Raw genomic sequence first — 24,461 nt, 5'->3', positions numbered from 1 at the left:
TCTGTTCGTACGCGGTGCGCTCAGTCGTGCGCCGGATGCGACAACCGGTCTCGTACCAGCTCCATCGCCAGGCTCGGCGCATATCCGCGCCGCACCAGCATCGCGACCAGGCGACGTAGCTGTTTGTCACGTTCTCGGGGGTCGTCCGGCACCTGCGCACGGTCGCCGCGGCCGAGCTTGCGGTCCAGCAGCTCCGCCGCCCGATCCCGTTCGGCCTCGTCGTCGATCTGCTCGAGCGACCGCTCGACCGTCTCGGTGGCGACCCCCTTGTCCCGCAGCTCCCGCCGTAGCGCGCCGCGCCCCTTGGCACTGTGGGTGTGGCGCGAGCGCACCCACTCGTCGGCGAACGCCGAGTCGTCGAGCAGATCGAGATCGTGCAGTCGGCGCATCACGTCATCGACCTCGTCCGGGTCGAAATCCTTGCGCAGCAGTCGGTTGCGCATCTCCGAAGCACTACGTGCCCGCACCCCGAGCAACCGCAACGCGCTGTCCCAGCAGCTCGCTCCCGACTTGCCTCCCGTCGATTGCCGACCTGTCACCGGGTCGGTCACCGCCTCGAGGTCGACGGCCCCCGAGCGCTGGTCCGGTGCGGTGGGTGGCGTCGCTCTGGACCGGGTGAGGATGTCCGCGGTCGCCTGGTGCAGCGACGCGCGGACGTCGTCCTCCGGTTCCGATCCGGATGTCATCGACTGTCCCGGGGTCATCGCGTTCCCCGCGTCATCGAATTCGTCCGGCACGCTCAGAAGTCGACCGGTGCCGGCGCGACCTCGTCATCGGTCAACACCGCTCCGATGCCGAGCTTCTCCTTGATCTTCTTCTCGATCTCGTCCCGGACGTCGGGGTTCTCCAGCAGGAACTTGCGGGCGTTCTCCTTACCCTGACCGAGCTGCTCGCCCTCGTAGGTGAACCACGAGCCGGACTTGCGGACGAAGCCCTGGGCGACACCCATGTCGATGAGCGAGCCCTCCTTGGAGATGCCCTGACCGTAAAGGATGTCGAACTCGGCCTGCTTGAACGGCGGCGACACCTTGTTCTTGACGACCTTGACCCGGGTGCGGTTACCGACCGCGTCGGTGCCGTCCTTCAACGTCTCGATCCTCCGCACGTCGAGCCGCACGGAGGAATAGAACTTCAGCGCCTTGCCACCGGTGGTGGTCTCGGGCGAGCCGAACATCACGCCGATCTTCTCGCGCAACTGGTTGATGAAGATCGCGGTGGTGTTGGAGGTGCTCAACGCGCCGGTCATCTTGCGCAACGCCTGACTCATCAGACGTGCCTGCAGACCGACGTGGCTGTCACCCATCTCACCCTCGATCTCGGCGCGCGGTACCAGCGCGGCCACCGAGTCGACGACCAGGATGTCCAGAGCGCCGGAGCGGATCAGCATGTCGGCGATCTCCAACGCCTGCTCACCGGTGTCGGGCTGGGAGACCAGCAGCGCGTCGGTGTCGACACCCAGTTTGGCCGCGTAGTCCGGGTCCAGGGCGTGCTCGGCGTCGATGAACGCCGCGATACCGCCGTTGGCCTGTGCGTTGGCAACCGCGTGCAGCGCGACGGTGGTCTTACCCGACGACTCCGGCCCGTAGATCTCGACGACCCGGCCACGGGGCAGTCCGCCGATACCCAGCGCGACGTCGAGTGCGATGGACCCGGTCGGGATGACCTCGATCGGTTGACGCGCGTCCTCGCCGAGGCGCATCACCGATCCCTTGCCGTAGTTCTTGTCGATCTGGGCGAGGGCGAGGTCGAGCGCCTTCTCGCGATCCTGCGGTGCTGCCATGGTGATTACTCCCTGGTAGAGCCGACGGTCGTCGGCGACGTAGGCCGACGGTTGTCGGCGGACGTGAGGTGTCGGTGTACGTGGTCTCGCGTGTGTGTTTCGGCGTCATCTCGTGAGCTGCCGTCACGCTAGACCGCCCCACCGACAGTGCTCGCGTATCTGATGACGTGGGCCATGCCGGTCGACGCGATCGCCTGTGTCGACAATCGTGAATTCCGGCACCCAGAGTAGACGAACACGTGTTCGAGTCAATCACCACGGCCGGGACACGCCGAGCGAATTCCACAGTTGCGCGTTCGTGCACAACTCCCGGCGTGCGGCCGTTCAGGACGGATGCAGGTACCAGCGGTCGCGAGGGACATCGAAGTCGCGACACAAGGCGAGCCAGACCTCGCGCGGGTCGACACCTTCTTCGATGGCGACAGCCCCCGTGCGGTTACCGAGATCCGACAGCACGTGATCGCGCAGCATCGAATCCGATGCCATCGTGCCGAACTCGTTGCGCATCAGCTCGGTGAAATCGGTCAGTCGCACGATGTCGACCCTACCGAGACGGGCCGTGGCCGCACCGCCGACGGTGGCGTCCCCGTCATCCGACGAGGTGACAGATCCGCACCGGATCCTCGACCCCGTCCCGATTCGCAGCGGCCGCGCGCGCTCGCTCCCGGTATCCGGGTTCCGACAACACGGTCCGGACGGCGTCGGCGAGGGACGCCACGGTGACCGGGCGGACCAGCGGTCCCACCCCCAACCGCTGAGCGCGGTTGGCCAACTCCCACTGATCACCGCCGCCGGGCACGGTGACCACCGGCACCCCCGCACACAAGGTCTTGGCCAACATCCCGTGACCGGCGCCGCAGATGACCAGGTCGGCGCCGGTCAACAGCTCGTCCTGTCGCCCGGTTGCCGCGACCACCCGATCAGGCAGGTCGTCGAGGTCGTGGTGTAACGCGGAGATCACCACCCGGACAACATGTCCGAGCACCTCGGGGGCGAGTGCGGCGAGCGACTGACCGACCAGGTCGGCGGCGCCGGTCTCCGCCGTCGACGGGGCGACGACCACCAGCGGATCGTGACCCGGAGGGCGTGGGAACACCGTGTCGACGGGTTCCCACAGCAGTGGTCCGACGAGGTGCGCCTCCACCGGCCAGTCGGGTCGGGGCACCTCCAACGCGGGTACGGTCGCGATGAGCCGCTCGACCGGGGGTGCGGCGTGGGGCCGCAGACCGACGGCCACCCGGGCGTCGCGGCGCTGTCGTTCGCCCAGCCGTTCCCAACGGGAACTGCTCGCACGCAACACGTGGTCCCGCCCACGACCCCACGGTCCCGCCCCCGGGGTGAGCCCGCTGCCGATCGGTGGCAGATGTCGCGACTGTCGGTAGAGCGGATGCGGCGAGAGTTCCATCCACGGGATCGCGAGTTCGGCCGCCGCCCAGCCACCACAGACGGTGATGACGTCGGAGACCACCAGGTCGGGGGCGAATCGCCGCAGTTCGGGAATCAGCCCGATGGTCATCCGGGCCGCCCGCGCGCCGAGACGCTGCCCCGCATCGCCGGCATCCTCGCTCGCCTCGAGCTCGAGACCGGGGAGTTCGCGGATGTCGATACCGCGACGTCCGGCGGCGTCGAACCAGCGCGACCCGGTGTACACGGCGACCGTGTCACCGACCGCGGTCAAGCGCTCGGCGAGGGCGAAGGCCGGGAAAGCATGTCCGGCATCGGGTCCGGCGACGATGGCGACGCGCACCGGTCACCGACCCCGGCCGGGGGTCAGACGTGTTCGTGCCTCGATGCGGCGCCGGTGAACCGTTTGACGGCGGTCACCGCACCGATCACCACGAGACCCACCACCAACAGCCAGAACAGACCCTTCACCACGGCGACGATCAGTCCGAACGCCAACCAGACCACCAGTGCGGCCAACAGGACCTTCCACCACATACCTTGTCTCCCTCGATGTCCCCGGGACCCGTTGTCCCGATCTGCCATCCAGCGTGACACCGCGTCAGGCCGAGGTCACGGCCCTGCCGCGGAGATGGGTGGAAGATCAGGGTGAACCCTGGGCCGGCCGCATGCGGACGCGGGTCAACCGTTCTGGGTGGGCTTCTCGAGATTCGGGGTCTGATTCGGGGTGGTCTGCCCGGCGCCCGACGACCCGCCCGGTAGGGCCTCGCCGCGCATGCTCGCCCGGATCTCCTCCAGGCGGGAGTGTCCGGCCAGCTGTGTGGTGGCCTGCTGAACCTCCATCATCCGCCCCTGCACCGATCCACGGGACAGCTCGGCGGAGCCGAGGGCATTGGCGTAGCGACGTTCGATCTTGTCGCGGACCTGCTCGAGGTTCGGGGTGTTGCCCGGGGCCGCCAGTTCACTCATCTGGTTCAACGACGCGCTGACCTGCTCCTGCATCTTCGCCTGCTCGAGCTGCGTGAGCAGTTTGGTCCGTTCGGCAAGCTTCTGCTGCAACCGCATCGAGTTCTGCTCCACCGCCTGCTTGGCCTGGGTGGCGGCCTGCAGCGACTGGTCGTGCAGGTTCTTCAGGTCCTCGATGCCCTGTTCGGCGGTCACCAGCTGTGCGGCGAAGGTCTCGGCGGCATTGGTGTAGTCGGTGGCCTTCTGCGTGTCACCGGCCGCAGTGGCCTGATCGGCAAGCGTGATCGCCTGCCGGGTGTTGGCACCGAGTTTCTCCACCTCTTCGAGCTGGCGGTTCAGTTTCATCTCCAGCTGGCGTTGGTTGCCGATGACCGCGGCTGCCTGCTGTGACAACGCCTGGTGCTGACGCTGGGCGTCCTCGATGGCCTGCTGGATCTGGACCTTCGGGTCCGCGTGTTCGTCGATCTTGGCGTTGCTGGACGCCATCAGGTACTTCCACGCCTTCAGGAAGGGATTCGCCATGGTCCGCAGTCACTCCGTTCGGTGTCGCTCTTCGCCGGTACCCGCGAGCTCGGCCCGTTACGTGCGGCACTGCCGCGCCGCAGGTGGTGTCCGGTCATCCCGGCCGTCGCCTCGCCCACCAATCTAGCGGGTGGGCGCAGCGACAGGGCGATGTCGGTGGGTGATCGTGTTCGACGCCCGGGCCCCTCAGACCGCGGCGAGCGATGCCGGTGCGGGGATAACCACTTTGGTGTCCTCAGCGATTCGAGACGGGGCGATCCGAGACGGGGCAACGCGGGACGGAGCGATCCGGGCCTGGGCGACATGCCCCGGGACAACCCTCGGCTCCATCGGGCGCAGGGTGTTGCCCACGTCGAGCATCACGTCCGCGATCTCCACGTCGAGGGCATCGCAGATGGCGGCGACCAGTTCGCTGGACGCCTCCTTCTGCCCACGTTCCACCTCGGACAGATACCCGAGGCTCACCCGGGCACTGGTGGAGACCTCACGCAACGTCCGACCCTGATCGTTGCGCACCCGCCGCAGGCTGCTCCCCAGCGCTTCACGCAGTAGCTGTGCCATTTGAGCCTCCTCACTCACCCGGTTCAACGCGACACCGCCCCGATCGGTTCCCCGACGGGGTGGCGATCAGCTCGCACGACGCTGGGCGGCGGCGTCCGCGGCGGGATGCGACGCACCCTCGCCCGCAGCGGACTCCCGGGATCGCGATCGCATCCGCAACGCCTGCCAGACGTAATCCACGCCGGTCACCAGCGTGGCGACGATGGCCGCGACCATCACGCCGATCGCCACCCAGTGCAGTGGACCGGGCAACGGCAGGATGAACAGACCGATGGCGACGGCCTGCAGCAGGGTCTTGAGCTTGCCACCGCGGCTGGCCGGGATCACCCCGTGGCGCAACACCCAGAACCGCAGCGCGGTGATACCGAGTTCGCGCGCCAAGATCACGATGGTGATCCACCACCAGAGGTCGCCGAGGATCGACAAGCCCACCATGGCCGCACCGATCAGCGCCTTGTCGGCGATGGGATCCGCCAGCTTGCCGAAGTCGGTGATCAGACCACGGTCGCGAGCCAGTCGGCCGTCGTAGCGGTCGGTGATGGCGGCGAGGGCGAACACCGCCCAGGCGGCGATCCGCCACACCGTGTCGTGTCCGCCGGCGACGAACAGGACCACCACGAACACCGGAACCAGGGCGATGCGGAACACGGTGAGGATGTTGGCGATGTTGACGACGGGAACGTGGTCGACCGGGTCGGTGATCGGATCCGGTCCACGTTCGGGTACCGAGCGACGCAGGTGCTCGGTCATGCCGCACACCCCGCATAGCTCTGTCCGGCCCACACATCACGCACGGCCTCAGAGTATCCGAGCAGTTGCACGGCTCACAGTCGGCACTCGGGCGGTACCCAGCGAGTCCCGGTCGACGGACCCGACGGATCCGTGAGTGACGGCGCGGTGGGCGATAGTGTGCTCCCATGGCGACCGATCCGCTGATCGCATCCCCCGACCGGACCGCGGAGGTCCGCGGTGTCTGAGCACCCCCCGACCGCACCGGAACCGGTCGCGCCGGAACAACCGGGCATCGTCGTCCGCCGTGCTCGCACCTCCGACGTGCCGCGGATCAAGGAACTCATCGACGAGTACGCGGGCCGCATCCTGCTGGAGAAGAACCTGGTCACCCTGTATGAGGCCGTCCAGGAGTTCTGGGTCGCCGAATTCGACGGCGCAGTGGTGGGATGCGGTGCGCTGCACGTGCTCTGGGCCGATCTCGGCGAGGTTCGCACGGTCGCGGTGTCCCGTGCCCACAACGGCCGCGGTATCGGTCACCATCTGGTGTCCCAGCTGATGCGGGTGGCGCGCGACCTGCAACTGTCCCGGGTCTTCGTGTTGACCTTCGAGACCTCGTTCTTCGGTCGCCACGGGTTCGTCGAGATCGACGGCACGCCGGTCACCGCCGAGGTCTACGCCGAGATGTGCCGGTCGTACGACGCCGGTGTCGCCGAGTTCCTGGACCTCAGTTATGTCAAGCCCAACACCCTGGGCAACACCCGGATGCTCGCCGTTCTCGAAGGAGCCTGAACCCATGACCCTGTTCGCCGTCGACTACACCTACCGGACCGAGACCGCCGGCCTGCGCGACGTCCACCGTCCGGCGCACCGGACGTGGCTACGGGAGCAGCACGAAGCCGGCGTGGTGCGGCTGTCGGGGCCGTTCGAGGATCAGTCGGGTGCGCTGATCGTCATCGAGGCCGAGGACCGTACCGCCCTCGACGCCGTGTTGGCCCAGGATCCGTTCGCGGTGAACGGGGCGGTCGACGGGGTCCGGGTAAAGCCCTGGAACGTGGTGTTCGGCTCCCTCTGAGACCGACCGGGTCGCCTCAGCGCGTCCCGTCTCCGGAGGCGACCTGCGCGCCACCCTCACGGTCGTCGACCTCGGGGTCCCTGTCGGCCGGCCGACCCCACACGAGGCTCGCGACCGTGGTGACGACCAGGACGCCGACGATCACACCCAACGACAGGGCGGTCGGGATCTCCGGCACCGAGATGTGTTCACCCCCGTTGATGAAGCCCAAGGTGTTCTCGTGCAGCGCGTGCAGCACCAGCTTCACACCGATGAACGCCAGGATGATCGACAGCCCGTAGGACAGGTACACCAGACGGTCGAGCAGACCGCCGAGCAGGAAGTACAGCTGACGCAGGCCCATCAACGCGAAGGCGTTGGCGGTGAACACGATGTAGGGCTGCTCGGTGAGGCCGTAGATGGCCGGTATCGAGTCCAGCGCGAACAACACGTCGGTGAAGCCGATGACGATGAGCACCATGAGCATCGGCGTGGCGAGTCGCTTGCCGTTGGCCTTGGTGAACAGCTTGTCGCTGTCGTACTCCTCGGTGCTGCGCAGGTGCTTGGCGACGAACTTCTGGATCCGACCCTCGTCCTCGTCCCCCGCGTCGTCGTGTCCCGCGGCGTCGCGGACCAGTTTGATCGCGGTGTAGATCAGGAACGCACCGAACAGGTAGAAGACCCAGCTGTAGGCGTTGATCGCGGCCGCACCGACCGCGATGAACGCTCCACGCATCACCAACGCCATCACGATGCCGAGCAGCAGCACTTTCTGCTGGTACTCACGCGGAACCGCGAACTTGGCCATGATGATGACGAAGACGAACAGGTTGTCCACCGACAACGCCTTCTCGGTGACGAACCCGGCGTAGTACTCACCGCCGTAGGTGCCGCCCCATTGCCACCAGATGAATCCGCCGAACAGCAGCGCGATGACGATGTACACCGCCGACCACGACCCCGACTCCTTGAGAGACGGTGCGTGCGGTGTACGGACGTGCGCGAAGAAGTCGAAGACGAAGAGCGCGCCGATCACCACGATCGTGATGACCCACACGGTGGGCGAGACGTTCACAGGACAGTTCCTCCAGCTCACAGGGTGTGTGCCGGAGGTCTCTCCCGTCGCTCACGCGACCGACATGTCCGGGTCAGCGGGACCGGTCACGATGGCGTGGGGTTCCGCTGGCCGTACTGACGAACATGCCGCCTAGGGATACTCCCCTCACCAGCGGCCTCGACATTACCTTCTCTTTACTCATGCCGCCACCGCACCGTGGGCGAGCTCACTCCCCCTCGTGTGCCGCCTCGTCATCAGGGTCGCCCCCGCCGTTGATGGACGCGATCACCCCGGCCAGGTCGTCGGGTTTGACCAACACCTCGCGTGCCTTCGACCCCTCACTGGGACCGACCACGCCGCGAGTCTCCATGAGATCCATCAACCTGCCCGCCTTCGCGAAGCCGACCCGCAGCTTGCGCTGCAACATCGAGGTGGATCCGAACTGACTGGAGACCACCAGCTCGATGGCTTGCAGCAGATCGTCGAGATCATTGCCGATGTCGGCGTCGATGTCCTTCTTGTCGGCGGCCTTCGCGGTGGTGACGCCCTCGTCGTATTCCGGCTCGGCCTGCGTCTTGGCGAAGTCGACGACCGCGCCGATCTCCTCGTCGGTGATGAACGCGCCCTGCATACGGACCGCCTTGTTGGCACCCATCGGCAGGAACAGGGCGTCGCCCATACCGATCAACTTCTCCGCACCGGGCTGGTCCAGGATGACGCGGGAGTCGGTCAACGACGAGGTGGCGAACGCCAACCGCGACGGCACATTGGTCTTGATCAGACCGGTCACCACGTCGACCGACGGCCGTTGGGTGGCCAGCACCAGGTGGATGCCCGCGGCGCGCGCCTTCTGGGTGATGCGCACGATCGCCTCCTCCACGTCACGTGGCGCGGTCATCATGAGGTCGGCCAATTCGTCGACGATGGCCAGGATGTAGGGATATGGCTTGTAGATCCGCTGCGAACCCGGTGGTGCGGTGATCTCCCCGGTGCGCACCTTGGCGTTGAAGTCGTCGATGTGTCGGACCCGCGACGCCTTCATGTCCTCGTAGCGCTGCTCCATCTCCTCCACCAACCAGGCAAGCGCCGCAGCGGCCTTCTTGGGCTGGGTGATGATCGGGGTGATCAGGTGCGGGATGCCCTCGTACGGCGTCAACTCGACCATCTTGGGGTCGATGAGGATCATCCGGACCTCGTCGGGGGTGGCGCGGGTCAGCAACGACACCAGCATCGAGTTCACGAAGCTCGACTTACCCGAACCGGTGGAACCCGCCACCAGCAGGTGCGGCATCTTGGCCAGGTTCGCCGAGATGAAATGGCCCTCGATGTCCTTGCCCAGCCCGATGACCAGGGGATGAGAGTCCTTGCGCGAGTCCGGCGCTTTCAGGACGTCGGCCAGTCGCACCATCTCCCGGTCGGTGTTGGGCACCTCGATGCCCACCGCCGACTTCCCCGGGATGGGGGCCAGCAGCCGTACGTTCTCGGTGGCCGCGGCGTAGGAGATGTTGCGCTGCAGCGCGGTGATCTTCTCCACCTTCACGCCCGGACCGAGCTCCACCTCGTATCGGGTGACCGTCGGCCCGCGGGTGAAACCGGTGACCGCGGCGTCGATCTTGAACTGCTCGAGCACGGCGGTGATCCGGTCGATCATGTCCTCGTTTGCCGAACTCCGGGTCTTCGGCGGATCACCGTCGACCAGCAGTGTTGCCGGCGGAAGCCGGTAGTCACCGTCGAGCGGCTTGTCCACGATCTGGGCTGGCACCAATTCCGCGTCGGAGTCGACGGCGGCCACCGGATCCGGGTCGGCGACCGGGGCGGTCGCCTTCGCCGGGCGTCGGGTGCGGGCCCGCTTCGGTTCGGGAGCCACCACCGGTTCGGTGGGCATCGTGGTCAGATCCGGGATCTCCTCGGTGACCGCCTCGTCGAGGGGTTCGGAGTCCCGCGATCGTCGCGACCGCGAACCCGCCCGGCGGGCGGGCTCGTCCGGTGGGTAGTTCTGATACGGATCGCCGTACGGCAGCGCACCCGTCGACCAGGTCCGATCGGACGTCTCGTCGAGATCGCCGTCCGGGTCGTCATCGAACGAGGCCTCGTCATCGTCCGGTTCGTCGTGATCCCAGTCGTCCAGGTCGTCGTGGGCGCCCCCACCCGTACCCACTCCGAAGTAGCCGTTGAGCCGGTCGGCGAGCTCACGCACCGTGGTCCCGGTGAACAGCAGCACCCCGAAGAACAGGCACAACACCAGCAGCGGGACCGACAACCAGGCGGTCACACCCATGGTCAACGGTCCGGCCACCGCGAAGCCGACGAACCCGCCCGCATGGGAGCGTCCGGCGAAGTCGATGGGAGCACCTCCGACGAGATGCCAGAGTCCGGTGATGGGCAGTCCGACGAGGATCGCCGACCCGAGATAGCGTCCGCGCTTGGCGGGGTTCGGCGGGCGGCGCATCAATACCACCGCGATCACCACCAGGATGATCGGCGCGAACACGGCCGCCGATCCGATCACCGCTCGGATCGCCGCGTCGGCGAAGGCACCCAACGGTCCACCGGCACCGAACCAGACCGCAGCGGTGACCACGATGGCCAACGCGAGCAGGACCAGGGCCGTCGCATCACGGCGGTGGGTGTGGTCCACATCGAGCGACGGCGTATCGGCCTCGAGTGCGTCCTCCCCGGTGGCCCGACGGCGCGCGGCCGTCGGGTCCTCGATCGCGTCGTCCGATCGATGTCCGCCCATACGCACCATGCCGCCCACCCCGCGGGCGAGCAGTGTGAACCCTGACCCGATGCCGCGACCGACGGACTTTCCCGCACGCACGCCGACCGCGGGACGCTCGGCGACAGCCGCACGTCCACGTCCGGCGGGTTGTTGTTTCGATCGCCCAGATGACGAACGACCCGATGACGAACGGACGGCCGATGATCGCGCCGGGGTCGACCGTGTGGTGCCGGACCGTCGCGACGGCGACGCCGAGGCCCGCCGTGCCGACGACCCCGACCGCGACCCCGAGGCCGCTCGGGTGCGCGTGGTCGATCCGCGGGTCGTGGACTTGGATGCCATGGCGATCACAATAGTGGGTACCAGTCACACCAGCCTCACCCACAACACCCCTCACGGCCCGCGTATCCATTTCGTGATGCGCTCGGCGAGGATCTCCCAGGTCGGTCGGCCCGCTCAGAACGACCGGTCGGCGGCCTTCAGTTCGGCCACGGCATCCTCGTCACCGTCGAAGGCCACCTCGGTCTCGTCCCGTCCGAACACGAACAGCAGCAGTTCACCGGGGTCCCCCACCACGTCGACCCCGGGTCCCGACCCGGCCGAGACCAGGGTGCGACCGTCCGGGGTGCGGAGCCGGACCGACACGGGCGACGACAGCAACATCACCTTGCCCAGGGTGCGAACCGGCAAGGTCAGAGCACTCTGCACCTCGGGTTCCACATCGCGAACTGTCCACCCCGGCTGTACCCGCCGCACATCCTCGTGATGTACGAAGAACTCGCCGACGTTCGCCAGTCGGTCCACGAAGCGGAACGGCGACCACAGCGGCGGACCGGACGCCAGCTTGTCCAACAGATCCGCGTAGTGATGACCGGCGAACCCGTTCTGCACCGACGTGGTGTACCCCGACAGCAGTGGCACCGCGATCCCCGGCAACGAGTCGGGGCGCCACTCGCGCGCGACCATGTGTGCGGTGAGGTCACGGGTGGTCCACCCTTCACACAGGGTGGGCGCATCCGGTCCGACGACCGACAGGGTCTCGACGATGGCGGCACGTTCCGAGCGGGCTGCGGTCATCAGCCCACCCTAGGCAGACTCACCGCCGCGCGGCTCGTTTCACTCACCGACGGTGAGTATGGCGCGGCTCGTTTCACTCACCGACGGTGAGCATGGCGCGGCTCGTTTCACTCACCGACGGCGAGCACCGTGGGGACGATCATCGGGCGGCGGCGGTAGGTGTCGGCCACCCAGCGACCGACCGTGCGCCGGATCGTCTGCGCGATCCGATGGGTGTCGGTGACACCTTCGGCGGCCAGCGTGTCCAGTGCCCTGTCGACGAAATCGGCGGCCTCCTTGAGGGCGGTCGGATCGTCGGAGAATCCGCGCCCCGACACCTCCGGCGGGCTGACCAACTTCCCGGTCGTCTTGTCGATGACCACGGTGATGGCGATGAACCCGCCCTCACCCAGGACCAGCCGCTCTGACAGCGTGGACTCACCGACGTCACCGACGGACAACCCGTCCACGTAGACGTATCCGACCGGGACCCGACCGACCACGGAGGCCCGCCCGTCGACCAGGTCGACCACCACACCGTCCTCGGCGAGGACCACGCGATCCTCGCTGACCCCGGTGGCCACGGCCAACGCCGCATTGGCCCGCAGGTGGCGCCATTCGCCGTGCACCGGCATGACGTTCGACGGTCGGACGGCGTTGTAGAGGTACAGCAACTCCCCCGCCGACGCGTGGCCGGACACGTGCACCTTGGCGCTCTGCTGGGTGATCACGGTGGCACCGCGTTTGGCCAGGCCGTTGACCACCGCGAACACCGAGTTCTCGTTGCCGGGGATCAGCGACGACGCCAGCACCACGAGGTCGTCGGCGCGGATGTTGATCTGTCGGTGTTCGCCGCGGGCCATCCGCGACAACGCCGACAACGGCTCACCCTGCGAGCCGGTGGAGATCAGGACCACCCGGTGATCGGGCAGCGTGGCGGCGGTGTCCATGTCGACGACCACGCCGTCGGGCACGCGCAGGTACCCGAGATCCTGGGCGATCTGCATGTTGCGCACCATCGACCGGCCGACGAAGGCCACCCTGCGGTTGTGCGCCTGCGCCACGTCGACGATCTGCTGGATGCGGTGCACATGTGAGGCGAACGAGGCCACGATGACGCGATGTCTGGCCCGGCCGATCACCTGGTCGAGCACCGACCCGATCTCGCGCTCGGGGGTGACGAATCCGGGAACCTCGGCGTTGGTGGAGTCGACCAGGAACAGGTCGACGCCGTCGTCACCGAGGCGACTGAAACCGGCCAGATCGGTCAACCGGTTGTCCAACGGCAGCTGGTCGAGCTTGATGTCACCGGTGTGCAGGACCACGCCCGCAGGCGTCCGGATCGCCACGGCCAGCGCGTCGGGGATCGAGTGGTTGACAGCGAAGTACTCGCACTCGAACGGTCCGTTCTGGGTCTTCTCGCCCTCGACCACCTCGATGAGCTTCGGACGCAGGCGGTGCTCCTTGCACTTGGCCGCGACCAGGGCGAGGGTGAACTTGGATCCGATGACCGGGATGTCCGAACGGAGACGCAACAGGAACGGCAGCGCGCCGATGTGGTCTTCGTGACCGTGGGTCAGCACCACCGCCTCCACGTCGCCCAACCGGTCCTCGATGTAGCGGAAGTCCGGCAGGATCAGGTCCACGCCGGGTTGTGCGTCCTCGGGGAACAACACGCCACAGTCCACGATGAGCAGCTTGCCGTCGTATTCGAAGACGGTCATGTTGCGGCCGATCTCACCGATCCCGCCGAGGGCGACCACCCGCAGCCCACCGCGCGGGAGCTTGCGGGGCAGACCGAGGCGATCGCTGGTGTCGCCGGTACCGCGCTCACCGCCCTGCTGCGCACCGCTGTTGCCACCCTTGTCGGCGGAGGGACGGGAACCGTTCCGGCCCCCGCCGGAACGGTTCTGACGCGCTCCGCCCCCGCCGGACTGCTGCCCCCTGCTCTTCCTGTCGCCGCTGTTCTTGTCGCCACCACCCTGTCGGCCACCGTCGCGACTCTGCTCGACCCCGGCCCCCGCCGTGGTCGCCGCAGCCGTGGTCGTCGCGGCCGTGGACTCGGCAGCCTTCTTCTCGGCACCCCGCTTCTGGGCGGCCTTCTCGGCCGCCTCCGGGTCGGGTGGTCCGGCCGCACGCCGAACGGCACGGCCACGCCTGCGGGCTGAGTTATCGGTCACGAGATCACCTGCGCGGCAACGAGGTCGGCATGCAGCGCTTCGATCTGCAGGGGATCTGCGGGCACTTGGGGCAGGCGCGGCCCGCCCACGTCGCAACCGACGAGTCGCAGTGCGGTCTTCGTCATGGTCACTCCACCCAGTCTGCTCATCGCGTCCACCAACGGGATCATCGAGACGTTGATCTCCCGCGCCCGCACCAGGTCTCCCTTGTCGACGGCATCCAGGAGGTCACGCAGCCGACCGGGCACCAGATGCCCGATCACACTGACGAATCCCACCGCGCCGACCGCCAGCCAGGCCAGGTTGAGTGCGTCCTCGCCGGACAGATACTGCAGGCGCCCATCCGCGATCAGCGACGCGGCAGCGTTCAGGTCACCCTTCGCGTCCTTGACTGCCAGGATGCGCGGATGCTCCGACAGCCGGAGCAACGTCTCGTAGGCGATCGGCACCACCGACCGGGGCGGGATGTCGTAGAGCATCACCGGCAGACCGGTGGCGTCGGCGATCGTGCTGAAGTGTGCGAGCACCCCGGCCTGCGGTGGCCGCGAGTAGTACGGGGTCACCAGCAACAACGCATGCGCCCCGACCTCTTCCGCCGCTATCGAGAACCGCACGCTCTCGGCGGTGTCGTAACTGCCCGCCCCCTGGGTGATCCGGGCCCGGTCGCCCACCGCGTCGAGGACCACCCGCAGCAGCGCCAACTTCTCCTCGGGTGTGGTGGTCGGCGATTCGCCCGTCGTACCCGAGACGACCAACCCGTCGCAGCCGTTCGAGACCAGTCGATCGGCCAACTCCGCGGCCTTGTCGAGGTCCAGTTTTCCGTCCGCGGTGAACGGTGTCACCATCGCGACCGACACGGTGCCGAAAGGGTGCGGCACCCCCGGAGTCTCCCCTGTGCTCATGAGGACAAAGGCTACCCCGGCAGGCTCTCACCTCCGCATTCGCACACCGGACGTCGTGCCGCTCAGCCCTCGAGGGCGAACGGCGAGGTCGCGACCTCGGTGCCGTCGGACAGGGTGCCGATCTCGAAGTCGCCGAACACCGTGGGCGCTACCACCGTCAGCTGCCGCAGACACTCGATGGCGAGTTGCCTGATCTCCACGTCGGCGTGTTCGGTGGCGCGCATGGCGACGAAATGGCGCCAGGCGCGATGGTTTCCGGTGACCACTATCTTGGTCTCGGTGGCGTTGGGTAGCACCGACCGCGCGGCCTGCCGGGCCTGTTTGCGGCGCAGGATCGCGTTCGGGACGTCGGCGAACTTGGCCTCCAACGCAGTCAGTAGTTCCGTGTAGGCCGCGCGGGCCGCGTCGGTGGCCGCCACGAACATGGCCTCGAGTTCCTCGTCGCCACGGATGGCGGGCGGGCAGACCACGTTGGAGTCGTGTTCGGGTACGAACCGCTGCGACAACTGCGAATACGACAGGTGCCGGTGGCGGATCAGTTCGTGGGTGCAGGAGCGGGAGATCCCGGTGATGTAGAAGGTCACCGACGCGTGCTCGAGCAACGACAGGTGACCGACCTCGAGGATGTGCCGGAGATACCCCGCATTGGTGGCGGTGCGCGGGTTCGGCTTGTCCCAGCTCTGATAGCACGCCCGACCCGCGAACTCGATCAGCGCCTCCCCACCGTCGGCGTCGGTCGACCAGGGAATGTCCGCGGGCGGCTCGAAGGCCGTATGGGCGACCATCTGCACTCTCAACGGCACCAGTTCCGACACGGTCGTCCTTCCCTCGTTGCGCCTGCCCCGGCATCGCCCCGGCGCCCTGCGATTGTCCACGACGCCCCGCCTCAGCGGCTAACCCGTTGCCGATGCCGAGCGACCGGAGCAGATGAACGACCGGCGACGAGCAGACGAATTGTCGTCCGCCCCGATCGCGGACCCGGTCCGTTACTTGCCAGCCGCGCCGAGATGGGGTGCTATGGTCTCGTGTTCACGTCATCGAAGTCTCACTTCACGACGGTGATCAGTGCGCTGATCATGGTCGTCGCCGCCGCGCTCACGGTGTTCGCCGGTCCCGCCGCCGCCGCACCGGTTGCGGCGCCGATCGCGAATCCGTCCGTGCATCTGCAGGGCGCGCCCAACGCGCGCACCTTCGCCGGTTACACCACGACGGACGGCCGGTTGGTGTCGCCCACGCTGCTGATCCGCAGCGACAATCTGGCCTCGTTGACCCCGTCCGACGTCGCCGTCCTGCGGCAGCGCAAGGTCGGCTCGATCATCGACCTGCGGACGGTTGTCGAGCGTGCCGTACAGCCGGACCGGCCGATACCCGGTGCCACCGTCACCGTCCACGACGTGTTGAGCACCACCGCACCGGCCACTCTCGTGGATCTGAACTCGGCGTATCGCGCGTTCGTACTCGACCCCGGTTCCCGGTTGGCCATCGGCAACACGGTGCGGCAGATCGCCCGGCAGGCCGCGCAGGGGAAGGTCACGCTGTTCCACTGCTCGGCGGGTAAGGACCGCACCGGCTGGGTGTCGGCGGTGCTGCTCACCCTGCTCGGGGTGGACCGCGCGAAGGTCGAGCAGGACTACCTCGACTCCAACACCTACCGGCACACCAGCGCGGCCGACCGCCTCAACGGGGTCAACGCGTCCTGGTTGCGGTCGTCCTTCGCCCTGGCCGACCAGCGCTACGGGAGTTTCGCGGGCTACGCGGCCAGGGGGTTGGGTCTGACCGACGGCGACCTCAACGCCCTGCGCGACGCCCTGCTGGTGCCGATGACCCCGCGGGTCAGCCGCTGATCACCCGGCGCAGCGCGGGCGCGAGGTCGCCGTTGTCGACGACCTGCACCCGCTCGACGCCGAGCCAGTCGGCCATCAGCCGCAGGTCGGCGGCCAGCGACACCGCCGCGGTGTTCGCGTCGACCCCGGCGTCGAGGAGCCCGGGTTCCGCCCACGCGCCGAGCACCCGCAACACGCCTGCGGCCCGATCGGTCTTCAGGTCCACACGGGCAACCAACTCGTCGTTCAGCAGGTAAGGGAACACGTAGTAGCCGTGCACCCGCTTCGGTTCGGGGACGTAGATCTCGATGCGGTAGTGGAAACCGAAGAGGCGTTCGGTGCGGGGGCGGTGGAAGATCAGCGGGTCGAACGGGCACAGCAACGCGCTGCGCGCGACCCGTCGCGGCGTGGTCCTCGTAGGATCCGCGTAGGCCTGCTGCCCCCACCCGCGGACCTGTACCCGGTCCACCTCGGCGGCGTCGGTCAGTGCCTGCAGTGCGTGCTTGGTGTCGGTCACCGGCAATCGGTAGTAGTCGCGGATGTCGGCCTCGGTGGCCACCCCCAGCGCGTGCAAAGCCCGTCGGACGAGCGCGGTCACCGCGTCGTCGCGACCGACCTCGCGTCCGGCGATCTCCTCGCCGACCACGCGGGCGGCCAGGTCGTAGTGACGGAAGAACCCGCTACGACGTACCGCCGACAGCTCACCTGCGGCGAACATGATCTCGCACATGTGCTTGACGTCGCTGCGGTCCCACCAGGTGCCGCGCCGCACCCGCTTGGCCATGCCGAGCAGATCCTCGACCTGCCCGCTGGACACCGGACCGGACTCGGCGATCACCGCGTGGATGTCGGCACGCAGCGCGTGCTGCTTCGCCGACCACGCCCGACCACCCTGATATCGGCCATGCTGGTAGTCGTCCATCCGCCACCGGAACAGCGGCCAGTCCCGTACGGGGATCAGGGCGGCCTCGTGCGCCCAGTATTCGGCGAGCAGGCGCGGGGACCGGGCGGTCGGAGGGGCCCACGCAGCACGGTCGAGGAGCTCGCGGTCGTAGGGCCCCAGCCTGCTGAACAGGGGTGCGTAGTGTGCGCGCACGGCCACGCTGACCGAGTCCATCTGCAGCAGGGCGATGCGGTCCAGCACCCGGCTGAGGTGCCGCCGGGTGACCGCGCCGCGGGGCAACGGGTCGGCGAAACCCTGTGCGGCCAGGGCAGTGCGGCGAGCCTGGGCGGCGGTCAGCGTCGGCCCGGTGGGACCCACTAGACCGGTCCCGGGTCGGCGGTCTCCGCCGGCATGTCGGTCATGGTCGGTCAGTGTGCCGCGCGGCACCGACAGTGATCCGTCGGTGATCGACGAAGCGGTACCGGGTTCCCGTCGTGGAGGTCAGCCACTCCGATTGTTCGGCGACCTGCCAGACGTCGGGGTCGACGGCCGGGGCGAACGCATCGGCGTCGTCGACCTGCACGTCCACCTCGGTGACGTACAGCACATCGGCGATGTCCATGGCCGCCGCGTAGATCTGGCCGCCACCCATGATGGTGAGTCGTCCCTCCCCGGCAGCGGCCACCGCGGCGGCGAGATCGGTGAACGCCTCGGCGCCGTCGTCGGACCACGCGGGATCACGGGTCACCACCAGGTTCCGCCGGTCCGGCAGCGGTCGGAAGCGTGATGGGAGCGAATCCCAGGTCTTGCGGCCCATGATCACCGGATGACCACGGGTGAGTGTTCGGAATCGCCTCTGGTCCTCGGGGATGCGCCACGGGATCTCACCCGCCCGACCGATCGCACCGCGACGGTCCGCAGCCCAGATCAGCGCGACTCCCGCGACCTGCGAGACACCCTCAGACGGCAACGGGTGCCTTGATGCCGGGATGGCTGCGGTATCCGACCACCTCGACGTCGGAGAATTCGTAGTCGAACAGCGAATCCCGCCGGGCGAGACGGAGCGTGGGGTATTCGTACGGTTCCCGGGACAACTGGGTGCCCACCTGTTCGACGTGGTTGTCGTAGATGTGGCAGTCGCCGCCGGTCCAGACGAACTCGCCGACGTCGAGACCCGCCTGCGCGGCCATCATGTGGGTGAGCAGCGCGTACGACGCGATGTTGAACGGCACCCCGAGGAAGAGGTCGGCGCTGCGCTGGTAGAGCTGGCACGACAGTTTGCCGTCGGCGACGTAGAACTGGAAGAAGGCGTGGCACGGCGGCAGCGCCATCTGTGGTATCTCACCGACGTTCCACGCCGACACCAGGTTCCGCCGCGAGTCGGGGTCGGTCTTGAGGAGGTCGAGGGCGGCGCTGATCTGGTCGATGTGCTGGCCGGACGGGGTGGGCCAACTGCGCCACTGCACGCCGTAGATCGGTCCGAGGTCGCCGTTGTCGTCTGCCCATTCGTCCCAGATGCTCACCCCGTGCTCGTGGAGCCAGCCAATGTTCGAGTCGCCGCGCAGGAACCACAGCAGCTCGTAGATGATCGACTTGAGGTGCACCTTCTTGGTGGTGATCAGCGGGAACCCAGCACCGAGATCGTAGCGGAGCTGGTGGCCGAACAGACTCCGCGTCCCGGTCCCGGTGCGATCGGACTTCGGCGTACCGTCCTCCAACACCAGTCGCAACAGGTCTTCGTACGGGGTGGGGATGATCCCGGTCGTCCGCGGAGCTGTGGAGGTCACGCCCGCCAGTCTAGAGACCTACCCCATCAACCCGGCGGCGACGCTCGCGCCCAGTTCCCAACACGCCTCCAGCGCCGCCTTGTCCGGCTTGTCCGACGCGATGACGTAATCGGCGGCCTTGGTCCAGCCGAGTCCGGCGGTGATCCGATCGATCGCGTTCTCCGCCCCCTCGGTGCCCTCGTTGCCGTGCAGGTACAGCCCGAACGGACGGCCGCGGGTCGAGTCGAGGATCTGGTAGTAAGCGCAGTCGAAGGCGTGCTTGAGCGCACCGGAGATGTATCCCAGGTTCGCGGGGGTGCCCAGCAGGTAGCCGTCGGCGTCCAGGAAGTCGGTCGCCGACACCGCCAGCGCGGCCCGGCGCACCACCTCCACGCCCTCGATCTCCGGATCGGTCGCGCCCGACACCACGGCCTCGAACATCGCCTGCAGATGTGGCGACGGCGTGTGGTGCACCACCAACAACCGTGCGGTCACGATGCGGCTTCCTGCTCCACGGCGCGGCGCATCATCTTGCGGGCCCGGGTGCGGTCGCCGGCATAGTCGTAGGCCCGAGCGATCCGATAGGTGTTGCGCCAGTCGTCCGGGTCAGCCTCCCACTCGACCTTGACCTGCGCGAACAGCGCGTCGGCGGCGTCACGTTCGATCCGTCCCGATGGCCGGCGGGGCAGCGACGACACGTCGAGCTCCCGGCCCTCCTCGACCATCCTGCGCGCGAGCCGCTGGTGGGCCAGGCCGGCGCGCAACGTGGTCCACACCATCCACACCCCGAGCAGCGGAAGGATCAGCACTCCGATACCGATACCGATCCCGACCACGGTGCCGGTCGCGATGAGGTCCACACCGCGTTGGCCGAGCAGGGCAAAGTAGAAGGCCAGGACCACCACCAGGACGACGATCCCGATGACGATCGGGCGGGCGTCCTTCTGGCGGGGAGTGGTCACAGATCCAGCAGCTCGTCGAGCCCGACGGTCAGCCCCGGGCGGCTCCCGATCTCCCGCACACCGAGCAACACGCCGGGCGCGAACGACGACCGATCGATCGAGTCGTGCCGGATGGTCAGCGTCTCCCCCTGCGTTCCCAGCAGCACCTCTTGATGCGCGACCAGGCCGGCCAATCGCACCGAGTGCACGTGCACGCCGTCCACGTCGGCGCCGCGGGCACCGGCCAGTTCGGTGGTGGTGGCGTCCGGGCTCGGTCCCACTCCCGCCGCGGTCCGAGCCTCGGCGATCAACCGGGCCGTGCGGTAGGCGGTACCCGACGGTGCGTCGGCCTTCTGCGGGTGGTGCAGTTCGATCACCTCGACGGAGTCGAAGTACTTGGCCGCCTGTTGGGCGAACCGCATGCTGAGCACGGCGCCGATGGCGAAGTTGGGGGCCACGAGCACCCCCACCGACGGGCTGTCGGCCAGTCGGGTGGTCAGGGCGCTGATGCGTTCGTCGTCGAATCCGGTGGTCCCCACCACGGCGTGGATGCCGCTGGCGATGAGGAATTCGAGATTCCCCATGACCACATCCGGGTGGGTGAAGTCGACCACGACCTCGGTGCCGGAGTCGACGAAGTCCGACAGCGGATCGTCGCGGTCCACCCCCACCGTGAACTCGAGGTCGTCGGCCGCCCGCACCGCGTCGACGATGGCCTGTCCCACCTTGCCACCGCTGCCCAGCACACCCACCTTGATGTGGTCGACCACAACCCACTCCTCTGCTCGTCACCCCGGAGACTGTCCGGATGCCGAGTTTACGGCGCGTGCTCGGGCCGAAAGGAACCGGCGACTAGCCGCGGATCAGGTCGGCACACTTCTCGGCCATGGCCATCACGGTGATGTTGGGGTTCACCGCCGGTAGCTTGGGCATCGCCGACGCATCCACCACCCGCAGACCCCGGACCCCGCGGACTCGCAGTTCGGCGTCCAAGACGGCCATCGGGTCGTCGTCGGTACCCATCTTGGCGGTGCCCGCCGGGTGGTAGACGGTGTTGTGCGTCTTGTGCAGGTAGTCGACGATCTCGTCGTCGGAGATCGCGTCGGGGCCGGGTGCGAGTTCCGCGGCGACCCAATCACGCAGGGCCGGTTTTTCGGCGATGCGGCGCGCGAGTCTGACCCCGGCGACCATCACCGCCTCGTCGTGACCATCCGGGTCCGTGAAGTAACGAGGATCGACCCGTGGGCGGTCCCGGAAATCCCGGCTCCGCAGTCGAACCGTGCCACGTGAATAGCCCTGCGTGACATTGGGTGTCAGACAGAAACCGTTGTCGGTGGTCGGATACCCCCTACGCAGGGTGTTCATGTCGAAGGGCACACTGCCGTAGTGCATCATCAGGTCCGGCAGGCCCGCCGCGTCGGCATCGGGTGAGAGTCCGGTCGAGGTGAACAACCCGATCTCCCACCACTGGCTGGAGCTGGTGACCATGGGCTTGGCGGCGTCCCAGAACACCAGACCCTCCACGTGGTCGTCGAGGTTGGCTCCCACCCCGGGCAGGTCGGCGCGCACGTCGATACCGAACTCGCGCAACTGGTCCGCGGGGCCGATGCCCGAGAGCATCAGCAACTGCGGGGTGTTGATCGCACCCGAGGTCACCACAACCTCACGGCGCGCCCCCACCACGTCGAAACCCGTCAGGTCGGGGCGCTGATACCGCACCCCGACCGCCGTGCTGCCCTCCCCCTCGTCTCCGTCGAACACGACCGAGGAGACCCAGCACCCGGTGCGTACCTCCAGGTTGCTGCGGCGCTCCAGGATCGGGTGTAGGTATGCGTGACTGGTCGACATCCGGGTGCCGTCCTCGTCGGCGTTGATCTGGAACCAGCCGGCACCGTTGACCACGGTCTGTCCGCGGTTGAACCCCACCGTCGGCAGTCCGGCCTCGGCGGCCGCCGCCAACACCGCGGTGCCGCACGGGTCCAGCGGCGGAACGTCGCGTAACCGCACCGGCCCGTCGTGGCCGTGGTCGCCGGGTGCGTCGTTGCGTTCCAGTCGGCGCACCAACGGCAGGATCTCCGCCGCACTCCATCCGGTCAGCCCGCTCGCCGCCCACTCGTCGAGGCCCTCCGACGGCGGCCAGAACGCGATGCAGGAGTTGTGCGACGAACAGCCACCGAGCACCTTCGCCCTGGCGTGACGCATGAAGTCGTTGCCGCGCTCCTGCGGCTCGATCGGGTAGTCCCAGTCGTAACCGGAGTCGAGGAGGTGCATCCATTCGCTGAGCACCAGCACGTTGTCGTCACCGACGTCACTGGGTCCGGCCTCGATCAGGCAGACACGCACCTCCGGGTCCTCCGACAATCGCGCGGCCAGCGCACATCCCGCGGTACCCCCGCCGACGATCACGTAGTCGAATTCGCCCGCCGTGATGTGGTTGTCGCGCAACGGGTCCGGCATCTACACTCCCTCGGGTTCACTAGTTGGTGCGGCGGATTCGGCCGCGGGCTTCGCGGTCTCGGCCGCGTGCGAGGACAACGTACCGATGTGCCGCGACCCGACGGTGAAGTACCAGAGCAGCCCGGCACCACCGATCACCCCGATGTAGAGAAACGCCGCCCAGGTGTTGTACCAACCGACGCCGTAGACCGCCGTGCGTGGCCAGGCCAGGTTGAGCGCCATACCGATCCCCCAGACCACCGCGACGATGTTGACCGGAAGACCCCAGCGGCCGAGCGTGAAGTACCCGCCCTCTTTCAGGTCCTTCGGCGGCCAGTTCCGCTTGATCCGCTGCACCAGCATCGGACCGGTCACCATGAGGTAGGCGATGTAGATCATGATGATCGCCACCGAGGTGAGCAGCACGAAGATCGTCGGCTGGTTGATGTTGATCACCAGGATCAGCACCGACAGCACCCCGATGGTGACCGCCGGGACCACCGGCGTCTGGTACTTCGGGTGGACACGGGCGAGCTGCTCACCCAACGGCAGCGCGTTGTCGCGGGCCATCGCGAAGGTGATCCGGATGGCGGCAGTGTGCACCGCGAGCGTGCAGACGAACACGGCGATCACGATGCAGATCAGAAAGATCCGGCCGACCGGCCCGTACATCACGTCCAGCACGATCTGCTGCAGCCCACCCTGCTGGGCGAGCTTCGGGTCCTGCAGGTTCGGCGCCGCGAGGATCGCGAAGACCAGGATCGCGCCGCCGATGACGAAGGAGGCGAGGATGGCCCGCAGGATCGCCGTGGGGGCCGTCTTGCGCGGATTCATCGTCTCCTCGCCCAGCGAAGAGGCGGTGTCGAAGCCGTACATCACATAGCCCGACGCCAGCGACGCGATGAGAAACGCACCGAGGTAACCGCCGCTCACCCCGGCGCCGTATCCGTTGCTGGAGAAGAACACCGACGGTCCGCGGGTGATGTTGAAGGCCAGGATCACGGCGATCAACACCGCGGCGATGAGCTCGATGAACACACCCGCGCTGTTGATCCTGGCCATCAACTTCACACCGAAGGCGTTGATCACGGTGGTGACGGCGACCAGGATGGAGCCCAGCAGCACCGCGTTGGACGGCGACACCACGCTGAGGTCGTCGCTGCCGAGGATGCGGAAGCCGCTCCACAGTTTGGGCAGGGTGGAGTCGATGGCCAACACCACCGCCGACATGGTCACGATGGACGCGGTGAGCATCATCCACCCGGAGAACCAACCAACGAGCTTGTTGCCGAGGATCTTCGCCCAGTTGTACACCGACCCGGCGATCGGGTACTTGGCGGCGAGTTCCATGAAACACAGCGCCACCGCGAGCTGTCCGAGGAAGACGATCGGCCAGCTCCACAGGTAGGCGGGTCCGGCGTTGCCCATCCCGAAGTAGAAAAGCTGGAAGGTTCCGGTGAGAATCGAGATGTAGCTCACCCCGGCCGCGAAGCTGGCGAACTTGCCGATGCTGCGATCCAGGCTCTCCTTGTAACCGAAATCTCCCATACCGGTGTCGGACTCGGCCGACACGGCAGGTGGCTCCTTGGTTGTCATGACAGTCCCTCCGAGAGATCCCTACTGGTCTGACGAGGCATGAGCCGGCCAGAGCGACGAACTGGACGCGGAACTACGACATC

25 protein-coding genes are annotated in these 24,461 nt (G+C 67.7%); 3 read left to right on the top strand and 22 right to left on the bottom strand.

Features of this window, described 5'->3' with window-relative positions:
* Positions 1-20: 20 nt before the first annotated feature.
* The 8 genes from BW971_RS05910 to pgsA all read right to left on the bottom strand — a co-directional run bounded on the left by BW971_RS05910 (position 21) and on the right by pgsA (position 5,983).
* Positions 21-737, bottom strand: coding sequence for a regulatory protein RecX (locus tag BW971_RS05910; RefSeq protein WP_327200635.1), 717 nt, complete (start codon positions 735-737; stop codon positions 21-23).
* A 2-nt stretch (positions 738-739) separates the two neighbouring features.
* Positions 740-1,780, bottom strand: coding sequence for a recombinase RecA (recA, locus tag BW971_RS05905; protein ID WP_076477597.1), 1,041 nt, complete (start codon positions 1,778-1,780; stop codon positions 740-742).
* 324 nt (positions 1,781-2,104) lie between these two features.
* A complete protein-coding gene (locus BW971_RS05900; RefSeq protein WP_076477595.1) occupies positions 2,105-2,314 on the bottom strand; it encodes a DUF3046 domain-containing protein in 210 nt (69 codons plus the stop codon).
* A gap of 55 nt (positions 2,315-2,369) precedes the next feature.
* Positions 2,370-3,527, bottom strand: coding sequence for a glycosyltransferase (locus tag BW971_RS05895; RefSeq protein ID WP_076477593.1), 1,158 nt, complete (start codon positions 3,525-3,527; stop codon positions 2,370-2,372).
* A 23-nt stretch (positions 3,528-3,550) separates the two neighbouring features.
* Complete coding sequence (locus tag BW971_RS21635; RefSeq protein ID WP_200799367.1) at positions 3,551-3,721, bottom strand: hypothetical protein; 171 nt, start codon at positions 3,719-3,721, stop codon at positions 3,551-3,553.
* Positions 3,722-3,865: 144 nt separating this feature from the next.
* Positions 3,866-4,672 (bottom strand): PspA/IM30 family protein, encoded by an 807-nt coding sequence (locus BW971_RS05890; protein ID WP_076477591.1) that lies wholly within the window; start codon positions 4,670-4,672, stop codon positions 3,866-3,868.
* A gap of 186 nt (positions 4,673-4,858) precedes the next feature.
* Positions 4,859-5,233, bottom strand: coding sequence for a helix-turn-helix domain-containing protein (locus BW971_RS05885; protein ID WP_076477589.1), 375 nt, complete (start codon positions 5,231-5,233; stop codon positions 4,859-4,861).
* 66 nt (positions 5,234-5,299) lie between these two features.
* Positions 5,300-5,983 carry a CDP-diacylglycerol--glycerol-3-phosphate 3-phosphatidyltransferase gene (gene pgsA, locus BW971_RS05880; protein WP_076477587.1) on the bottom strand — a complete coding sequence of 228 codons (684 nt, stop codon included), beginning with the start codon at positions 5,981-5,983 and terminating at the stop codon, positions 5,300-5,302.
* Positions 5,984-6,202: 219 nt separating this feature from the next.
* Between pgsA and BW971_RS05875 the strand changes: the two genes are divergently transcribed.
* Positions 6,203-6,754, top strand: a complete 552-nt coding sequence (locus tag BW971_RS05875; RefSeq protein ID WP_076477585.1) for an amino-acid N-acetyltransferase — start codon at positions 6,203-6,205, stop codon at positions 6,752-6,754.
* 4 nt (positions 6,755-6,758) lie between these two features.
* Positions 6,759-7,037 carry a YciI family protein gene (locus BW971_RS05870; protein ID WP_076477583.1) on the top strand — a complete coding sequence of 93 codons (279 nt, stop codon included), beginning with the start codon at positions 6,759-6,761 and terminating at the stop codon, positions 7,035-7,037.
* Between the two features lie 16 nt (positions 7,038-7,053).
* Here the strand turns inward: BW971_RS05870 and BW971_RS05865 are convergent, their stop codons facing one another.
* From BW971_RS05865 to thyX, 6 genes are all read right to left on the bottom strand, one after another.
* A complete protein-coding gene (locus BW971_RS05865; protein ID WP_076477581.1) occupies positions 7,054-8,091 on the bottom strand; it encodes a TerC family protein in 1,038 nt (345 codons plus the stop codon).
* Positions 8,092-8,299: 208 nt separating this feature from the next.
* Positions 8,300-11,137: an FtsK/SpoIIIE family DNA translocase gene (locus BW971_RS05860; protein WP_083709341.1), complete on the bottom strand. Its 2,838-nt coding sequence runs from the start codon at positions 11,135-11,137 to the stop codon at positions 8,300-8,302.
* Between the two features lie 114 nt (positions 11,138-11,251).
* Complete coding sequence (locus BW971_RS05855; protein ID WP_076477579.1) at positions 11,252-11,872, bottom strand: TIGR03085 family metal-binding protein; 621 nt, start codon at positions 11,870-11,872, stop codon at positions 11,252-11,254.
* A 107-nt stretch (positions 11,873-11,979) separates the two neighbouring features.
* Positions 11,980-14,031 (bottom strand): ribonuclease J, encoded by a 2,052-nt coding sequence (locus BW971_RS05850; protein ID WP_076477577.1) that lies wholly within the window; start codon positions 14,029-14,031, stop codon positions 11,980-11,982.
* Positions 14,028-14,933 carry a 4-hydroxy-tetrahydrodipicolinate synthase gene (gene dapA / locus BW971_RS05845; protein WP_076477575.1) on the bottom strand — a complete coding sequence of 302 codons (906 nt, stop codon included), beginning with the start codon at positions 14,931-14,933 and terminating at the stop codon, positions 14,028-14,030. Before dapA ends, BW971_RS05850 begins: the two co-directional genes overlap by 4 nt.
* 62 nt (positions 14,934-14,995) lie before the next feature.
* Positions 14,996-15,748: an FAD-dependent thymidylate synthase gene (gene thyX, locus BW971_RS05840; RefSeq protein ID WP_076477573.1), complete on the bottom strand. Its 753-nt coding sequence runs from the start codon at positions 15,746-15,748 to the stop codon at positions 14,996-14,998.
* Between the two features lie 210 nt (positions 15,749-15,958).
* Here thyX and BW971_RS05835 point away from each other — a divergent pair, with 210 nt between their 5' ends.
* Complete coding sequence (locus BW971_RS05835) at positions 15,959-16,777, top strand: tyrosine-protein phosphatase (RefSeq protein WP_234974262.1); 819 nt, start codon at positions 15,959-15,961, stop codon at positions 16,775-16,777.
* Here BW971_RS05835 and BW971_RS05830 read toward each other — a convergent pair.
* From BW971_RS05830 to BW971_RS05795, 8 genes are all read right to left on the bottom strand, one after another.
* Positions 16,767-18,017 carry a winged helix-turn-helix domain-containing protein gene (locus BW971_RS05830; RefSeq protein ID WP_083709336.1) on the bottom strand — a complete coding sequence of 417 codons (1,251 nt, stop codon included), beginning with the start codon at positions 18,015-18,017 and terminating at the stop codon, positions 16,767-16,769. The two genes, BW971_RS05835 and BW971_RS05830, sit on opposite strands and share 11 nt — an antisense overlap.
* A 40-nt stretch (positions 18,018-18,057) precedes the next feature.
* Positions 18,058-18,609: a dihydrofolate reductase gene (locus BW971_RS05825; protein WP_076477571.1), complete on the bottom strand. Its 552-nt coding sequence runs from the start codon at positions 18,607-18,609 to the stop codon at positions 18,058-18,060.
* Entirely contained in the window at positions 18,599-19,426 is an 828-nt protein-coding gene (locus tag BW971_RS05820) for a thymidylate synthase (RefSeq protein ID WP_076477569.1), read from the bottom strand. Before BW971_RS05820 ends, BW971_RS05825 begins: the two co-directional genes overlap by 11 nt.
* 18 nt (positions 19,427-19,444) lie before the next feature.
* Positions 19,445-19,846: a flavodoxin family protein gene (locus tag BW971_RS05815; RefSeq protein ID WP_076478161.1), complete on the bottom strand. Its 402-nt coding sequence runs from the start codon at positions 19,844-19,846 to the stop codon at positions 19,445-19,447.
* 50 nt (positions 19,847-19,896) lie between these two features.
* Positions 19,897-20,367: a hypothetical protein gene (locus BW971_RS05810; RefSeq protein ID WP_076477567.1), complete on the bottom strand. Its 471-nt coding sequence runs from the start codon at positions 20,365-20,367 to the stop codon at positions 19,897-19,899.
* The gene (gene dapB / locus BW971_RS05805; RefSeq protein WP_076477565.1) at positions 20,364-21,116 is read right to left on the bottom strand and encodes a 4-hydroxy-tetrahydrodipicolinate reductase; all 753 of its coding nucleotides are present in this window, start codon (positions 21,114-21,116) and stop codon (positions 20,364-20,366) included. Before dapB ends, BW971_RS05810 begins: the two co-directional genes overlap by 4 nt.
* 82 nt (positions 21,117-21,198) lie before the next feature.
* Positions 21,199-22,803, bottom strand: coding sequence for a GMC family oxidoreductase (locus tag BW971_RS05800; RefSeq protein WP_076477563.1), 1,605 nt, complete (start codon positions 22,801-22,803; stop codon positions 21,199-21,201).
* A complete protein-coding gene (locus tag BW971_RS05795; protein ID WP_076477561.1) occupies positions 22,804-24,378 on the bottom strand; it encodes an APC family permease in 1,575 nt (524 codons plus the stop codon).
* Positions 24,379-24,461 lie beyond the last annotated feature (83 nt).

The sequence above is a fragment of the Williamsia sterculiae genome, from assembly GCF_900156495.1.
Taxonomy (GTDB): domain Bacteria; phylum Actinomycetota; class Actinomycetes; order Mycobacteriales; family Mycobacteriaceae; genus Williamsia_B; species Williamsia_B sterculiae.
The sequence above is the reverse complement of the archived record's forward strand: the minus strand, read 5'-3'. Positions and strand labels throughout refer to the sequence as shown.